This window comes from Streptomyces sp. NPDC057137 (assembly GCF_042670825.1).
Taxonomy (GTDB): Bacteria; Actinomycetota; Actinomycetes; order Streptomycetales; family Streptomycetaceae; genus Streptomyces.
In genome coordinates, this window is record NZ_JBHUUW010000087.1 from 22,988 (window position 1) to 29,337 (window position 6,350).

Consider the following 6,350-nt stretch of genomic DNA (forward strand, 5'->3'; position numbering starts at 1 on the left):
GTGCTCAGGCGTCCAGCTCCGCCACCTCGGCGGGGGTGAGTTCGAGGTCGGCCGCGCCGACCGAGTCGGTGATGGTCTCCGGCCGGCTGGAGCCCGGTATCGGCACCACGACGGGCGACTTGGCCAGCATCCAGGCCAGGCAGACACGCTGCGGGCTCACTCCGTGCGCCTCGGCGACGCGGTTGAACGCGGCGTAGGAGGAGCCGAGTCCGGCGGCGTTCTTGATGCCGCCGAACGGGCTCCACGGCAGGAACGCGATCCCCAGCTCCGTGCACAGCTCCAGCTCAGGCTCGCTGGAACGGAAGGCCGGCGAGAACTGGTTCTGTACGGAGACGAGCCGGCCGCCGAGGATCTCGTCGGCCAGCCGGATCCGCTCCGGGGTCGCGTTGGAGATGCCCGCCTGCTGGATCTTGCCCTCGTCGAGCAGATCGCGCAGGGCGCCGACGGACTCCTCGTACGGCACCCCCGGGTCGGGGCGGTGGAACTGGTAGAGCCCGATCGACTCCACCCCGAGCCGGCGGAGCGACTCCTCGCAGGCACGCTTGAGGTACGCGGGGGATCCGTCGAGCGTCCAGGAGCCGTCACCCGGTCGCAGGTGGCCGCCCTTGGTGGCCACCAGGACCTCGGAGCCGCCGCTGTGGGACCCCAGCGCCTTCGCGATCAGGGACTCGTTGTGGCCCACGTCGGTGGCGAACGAGTGGTAGGCGTCCGCCGTGTCGATGAACGTCACGCCGGCGTCCAGCGCCGCGTGGATGGTGGCGACGGAACGGGCCTCGTCGGGCCGTCCTTCGATCGACATCGGCATTCCGCCCAGGCCGATCGAGCTGACGTCGACGGTCCCGATACGGCGAGTCTTCATGGTGTGATCCGCTCCTTGCCGCTCCTGCGCCCGGCCGGTTCCGGCGGGCAGAGGACAGTCTCGCGCTGTCGCCCGCAGGGTGTCCAATAGAAGAAAGCGAACGCATTGAGCGGTCCAGCTTCTCAATGACACCGGCAGTCCGAGCTTCTCCCTTAGGCTCCTTTCTGTGGAACTCCGACATCTTGAGTACTTCGTCGCCGTCGCGGAAGAGCGGCACTTCACCCGGGCCGCCCAGCGGCTGATGGTCTCGCAGTCGGGCCTCTCTGCGTCCGTGCGGGCGCTGGAACGCGAGCTGGGGGCCCGGCTGTTCGTGCGCTCCACGCGCAGGGTGGAGCTGACCGGCGCCGGCCGCGCGCTGCTCGTGGAGGCGTCGCGCGCGCTGGCGAGCGTACGGGCGGGCAAGGAGGCGGTCGCCGCCGTCCAGGGGCTGCTGCGCGGCACGCTGTCCGTCGGTACGGAGCAGTGCGTCACCGGCGTCCATGTCCCCGGCCTGCTCGCGCGCTTCCGGTCAGAGCACCCCGATGTGGAGGTACGGCTACGGCAGGCCGGCTCCGCCTCACTCGTGGACGACGTGGCCGAGGGGCGGCTGGACCTGGCGTTCGTCGTCGTGTCGGGAGCCGTGCCCGAGGGGGTGCGGCTGATCCGGCTGGCCGCGGAGCCGATGGTGCTGCTCTGCCATCCCGATCACCGGCTGGCCGGGGCCGCCGAGGTGCGGTGGGCCGATCTGGCCGGCGAGGTCTTTGTGGACTTCCACCAGGACTGGGGAGCCCGCGGCCTCACGGACCGGTCCTTCGCGGCCGTCGGCGTGGAGCGGCGAGTGGCCCTGGAGGTCAACGATGTGCACAGCCTGATCGAACTGGTCGGCCACGGTCTCGGCATCGCCGTGGTGCCCCGCCCGATCGCCCGCAAGGAGCAGGCCGCCGCGCTCGTCACGGTGCGGCTGGCCGGGGCGGAGAGCCATCCCTGGGAGGTCTCGGCCGCCGTCCCCGAGGAGGGGCGCACCGGCCCGGCGGCCCGGCGGCTGCTCTCGTACCTGACGGACTCGGAGACCGCCGATGTGCCGGGCGCCGACGACGTACCGGGCGCCGACGAGGCGCCCGCTAGGGCCGCGTCAGCCAGCCCTTGATGAAGGCGGCCTGGCCGACATGCTGGAGATCGTCGGAGACGACGCTGACCAGCCGCACGCCGAGGGTCACGGCCGGGACCCACGTCCGGTCCACGACACTTCCGTAGTCCGCGTCCTGGAGCGTCCTGATGTACGTGACGGTCTGCGCGTGTACGGCGTCGTGGTACCCGACCAGCGCCTCCCCCGTGATCCCGCCGACCGCCGCCACGTCCTCGGGCGAGTGTCCGTACCCCGTGGCGTTGCGCGAGAAGGGCAGCTCGAACCTGCCCGTCCAGTCCTCGGCGATCCACACCTCGTCCGTCCCCGCGATGTCGGCGACGTGATCGTCCTGGATCCGGGTGAGGTGCCAGACGAGCCAGGCGATCGAGTTCGCGCCCTCGTCGACGCGTACGGCGAGCTCGTCCGGCGAGAGGCCGTCGACCACGGTGCGGACGTTGTCACGGATACGGTCGAAGGCGTCGATGAGCAGGTCACCGCTCGCGGTCATGGCACGCTCCGATTCTGTGCGGCTCGATGTCACCCGGGACGCGGGTCCCCTCCAGCATCGCTTTCCCGGCCGTGCCGCGCTTCTCCGGGGCGACACACGGAGGACGGGGGCGCCGGTGGGACACCGGTGCGGCGCGCCGAGGGCGCGCCGCACACGGAGCCGAACCCGGTGTCGCTGGACGAGAGGTCCGGCCGCGGGCTGCCGCCGGTCGTCTGATCTTCCGGGTGGGACGGCCGGGCCGCCCGGGGGCGGATCCGACCGTCATGCAGTTGTGCGATCACGCTACGCGGATCGCGGGCCGCGCCTGTGGATCAGGCGTGGTTCAGGCGAGTTCGGCGACCAGGTCCGCCACCGACTTGCGGCGGCCGGTGTAGAACGGCACCTCTTCCCGTACGTACAGCCGTGCCTTCGAACCACGCAGATGACGCATCAGGTCGACGATCCGGTCCAGCTCGTCGGCCTCGAAGGCGAGAATCCACTCGTAGTCACCGAGCGAGAAGGATGACACGGTGTTGGCGCGGACGTCCGGATATCCACGGGCCATCTTTCCGTGGTCGGCGAGCATCGTACGCCGCTCCTCGTCGGGCAGCAGATACCAGTCGTAACTGCGCACGAAGGGATAGACGCTCACCCACTCGCGGGGCGTCTCGTCGGCCAGGAAGGCCGGCACGTGGGACTTGTTGAACTCGGCGGGGCGGTGCAGCGCCATGTTCGACCAGACGGGTTCGAGCGCCCGCCCGAGCTTCGTCCGGCGGAAGAGGTTGTACGCCCCCTGCAGCTCGTCCGCGGTCCCGGCATGCCACCAGATCATCAGGTCGGCGTCGGCGCGCAGCCCGGAGATGTCGTACGTGCCGCGCACGGTGATGTCCTTGGCGGCGAGCTGGTCGAACAGCTCCTGGACCTCGTCGGCGTAACCGGCCCGGTCCTCCGGCAGCAGATCGCGCAGCTTGAAGACGGACCACAGCGTGTAGCGGATGACGTCGTTGAGATCCTTGGCCTTCTTGCCCGCGTTGGGGGTCTTGTCTGGTGCGGAAGTCATACGGCTATTCTCCCGTGCCCCGATCCGTGCCCCGCGCCAGGGTCGGCGTGGCCATGATCTCGTCGGCGGCGCGCCGGGCGCTCGCGATACAGGCGGGGATGCCGACGCCGTCGTACGGGGCGCCGCAGACACGTAGTCCGGGGAGTTTCGCGACGGCGTCGCGGATGCGGACGACCCGGGCGGGGTGGCCGACCGGGTACTGGGGCAGGCCGCCGATCCACCGGGTCACCTCGGTGGCGACGGGCCGCGTGGCGAGTCCGGTCGCGGCGCCGAGGTCGCGCAGGGACACCTCGACGAGTTCGCCGTCCTCGCGCTGGAGTTGGTCCTCCTCGCCGTACCGGCCGATGGACGTACGCAGCACGAACAGGTCCGGCGCCGACTCGGCGACCCAGCTCCACTTACGGGTGGAGAAGGTGGCGGCCTTGATGGTGCGGCCGTCGACGGGCGGGACGAGGAAGCCGCTGCCGTCGGGCAGGCCGGGCAGGCCGGTGAGCGCGGCGCGGTGGAAGGCCATCGTCACCAGGGCCATGGAGGCGTACTCGATCCCGGCGAGTTCGGCGGACGCGGCGGGTGACTCGTGCGCGAGGAGGGCGGACGCGGACCAGGCGGGGTTCGCCATGATCACCCCGTCGGCGGCGACGATCTCCTTGTCGGTCCTGACGGCCCAGCCGTCGGCGGTGCGGGTGAGGGCGAGGACGGGCGTCTCCGTACGGATGTCGCCTCCACGCGCCCGTACGGCGTCGGCGACGGCGCCCGGCAGCCTGCCGACACCGCCGTCGATACCGGTGAACACGGCGTCGGTGCGGGGGGTTTCGGCGGCCTTGGCCTGGATCGCGCGGACGGCGTCGAGCAGCGAGTCGTGCGTGCGGAGCGCCTCGTAGAGCTGCGGGACGGCGGCGCGCATCGAGATGCGGTAGGCGTCGCCCGCGTAGACGCCGCCGAGCAGGGGCTCCACCAGCCGGTCCACGACCTCGTGCCCCAGCCGCTCCGCGACGAACTCGCCGATGGACACGTCGTCGCCGACCGACGCCGGTCCGAGGTCCCGCTCGCGGCCGATCCTGGCGACGCCTTCTACGGAGAGCAGACCGGCGAGGGCCGAGGCGTCGCCCGGCACGCCCATCACATGGCCCTTGGGCATGGCACGCAGCTCCCCGCGCGACCAGACGGACGCCGAGGCCGTGGCGGGCGGCTGAAGGCTCTCGGCGAGCCCCACGGAGCGCGCGAGGTCGACGGCCTCGGGGCGGCGCGCGAGCATGGACTCCGCGCCGAGGTCGACGGGGGCGCCCTCGATCTCGCCGGTACGGAGTTTGCCGCCGAGGCGGTCGGTCGCCTCCAGGAGGGTCACGCGGGCCCCGGCGGACAGCAGCCGGTCGGCGGCGGCGAGACCGGCGATGCCGCCCCCGACGACGACGACATGGGGCGTGGGACCGGCGGGAGGCGCGGGATTCGGACTGCTCACCATGGCCTCCACTCTCTCAGACCACTCGCGGACCGCCCCGGGCGCGCCTCCTACGCGCCTCGGCCCGTACCGAGTCCCGACCGTGACCGCTTCGCGACCGGAGAAGCGCAACCCGCTCCGTCGTCGGTCCGTCGAACCGGCGACACATACGCACGGCATCCTTGGGGGGACCGACATGCGTGCACTTCCCGCATTCGCGGCAGCACTTCTCACCGCTTCACTGGCCCTGGCGGGCTGCAGCGGGGCGAGTTCGGACAGCAGCGGAGACTCGAAGGCCGAGAGCGCGGCCAGGGCGGAGACGGGCGAGCAGGGGGCGGGGGCGGCGGCCGACAAGGCCGACGGCCAACAGCGGGCGGACGACGGCAAGGCCGTCGACGAGGCTTCCGCGAAGACGCATGTGATCCGCACGGCCACCCTCTCGGTGGAGGTGAAGAGCGCGACGAAGGCCCTCGCCAAGGCCCGGACGATCGCGCTGGACGCGGGCGGTGCGGTCGAGGACGAGACCACGGAGCGCATCGACGACACGCACGTGAGCTCGAACGTCGTACTGCGGGTCCCGGAGGCCGAGTACGACGCCGTCCTCGCCGAACTGGCGGGCACCGGGAAGCTGTTGTCGCGTACGGCGAACGCGAAGGACGTCACCGAGCAGGTGGTCGACGTGAACAGCCGGATCGCGACGCAGCGTGCGAGCGTCGACCGCGTACGGAAGTTGATGGACCAGGCGGAGGACATCACGGACGTGGTGACCCTGGAGTCGCAACTGAACACGCGGCAGGCCGAGTTGGAATCCCTGCTGGCCAAGCAGGCGTCGCTCGCCGACCGGACGACGATGGCGACCATCACGCTCGACCTGAGCGAGCGGACGAAGGAGGAGAAGGACTCCGGGGACGACGACCCGGGCTTCCTGGACGCGCTCGGCGGCGGCTGGGACGCGTTCGTGACGGTGCTGCGGTGGATGGTGGTGGTCGTGGCCGCGATCCTGCCGTTCGTCGTGGCGCTGGCGTTGCTGTTCGGCCTGTGGCTGCTGTTCGGCGCCCGGTTGCGACTGCGGCGTACGGCGACCCCGGCTCCCGTCCCCGTCGATGCCTTCGCCCCCGCCGCGGCGCCGGACCCGGCGTCCGATCCGGACCCGGCACCCGACGCGGACCCGGCGCCGGACCCGGGCAAGCGGGACTGACCCGCCGCCTCCGCGTAGCGTCTGTGTGTGCCGGGTACCCGGTGCCCGGCACACACGCGAAGGGACGCGCAATGGCAGCGGAGCGCTTGGTGGTCATCGGCGGCGACGCGGGGGGGATGTGGCCCGCCGCGGAGGCCCGCGGGGTGGAGGGGGCCCCGGAGAATGGGTTGGAGGCCCACCGAGGCGGGGGCGATGGCGCGGTG

6 protein-coding genes are annotated in these 6,350 nt (G+C 71.9%); 2 read left to right on the forward strand and 4 right to left on the reverse strand.

The genetic code is table 11. From position 1 onward, the window contains the following. Nucleotides 1-4: 4 nt before the first annotated feature. Nucleotides 5-859 carry an aldo/keto reductase gene (locus tag ACFT9I_RS36550; protein ID WP_382571698.1) on the reverse strand — a complete coding sequence of 285 codons (855 nt, stop codon included), beginning with the start codon at nt 857-859 and terminating at the stop codon, nt 5-7. A 166-nt stretch (nt 860-1,025) separates the two neighbouring features. Here ACFT9I_RS36550 and ACFT9I_RS36555 point away from each other — a divergent pair, with 166 nt between their 5' ends. Beyond that, nucleotides 1,026-1,985, forward strand: coding sequence for a LysR family transcriptional regulator (locus tag ACFT9I_RS36555; protein WP_382571700.1), 960 nt, complete (start codon nt 1,026-1,028; stop codon nt 1,983-1,985). Here the strand turns inward: ACFT9I_RS36555 and ACFT9I_RS36560 are convergent. From ACFT9I_RS36560 to hemG, 3 genes are all read right to left on the reverse strand, one after another. Next, nucleotides 1,960-2,472 carry a DinB family protein gene (locus tag ACFT9I_RS36560; RefSeq protein WP_382571702.1) on the reverse strand — a complete coding sequence of 171 codons (513 nt, stop codon included), beginning with the start codon at nt 2,470-2,472 and terminating at the stop codon, nt 1,960-1,962. The two genes, ACFT9I_RS36555 and ACFT9I_RS36560, sit on opposite strands and share 26 nt — an antisense overlap. Nucleotides 2,473-2,794: 322 nt before the next feature. After that, nucleotides 2,795-3,511 carry a hydrogen peroxide-dependent heme synthase gene (hemQ, locus tag ACFT9I_RS36565; protein ID WP_382571704.1) on the reverse strand — a complete coding sequence of 239 codons (717 nt, stop codon included), beginning with the start codon at nt 3,509-3,511 and terminating at the stop codon, nt 2,795-2,797. 4 nt (nt 3,512-3,515) lie between these two features. Continuing rightward, the gene (hemG, locus tag ACFT9I_RS36570; protein WP_382571705.1) at nt 3,516-4,973 is read right to left on the reverse strand and encodes a protoporphyrinogen oxidase; all 1,458 of its coding nucleotides are present in this window, start codon (nt 4,971-4,973) and stop codon (nt 3,516-3,518) included. A 172-nt stretch (nt 4,974-5,145) separates the two neighbouring features. Here hemG and ACFT9I_RS36575 point away from each other — a divergent pair, with 172 nt between their 5' ends. Further along, the gene (locus ACFT9I_RS36575; protein ID WP_382571706.1) at nt 5,146-6,147 is read left to right on the forward strand and encodes a DUF4349 domain-containing protein; all 1,002 of its coding nucleotides are present in this window, start codon (nt 5,146-5,148) and stop codon (nt 6,145-6,147) included. Nucleotides 6,148-6,350: the final 203 nt, after the last annotated feature.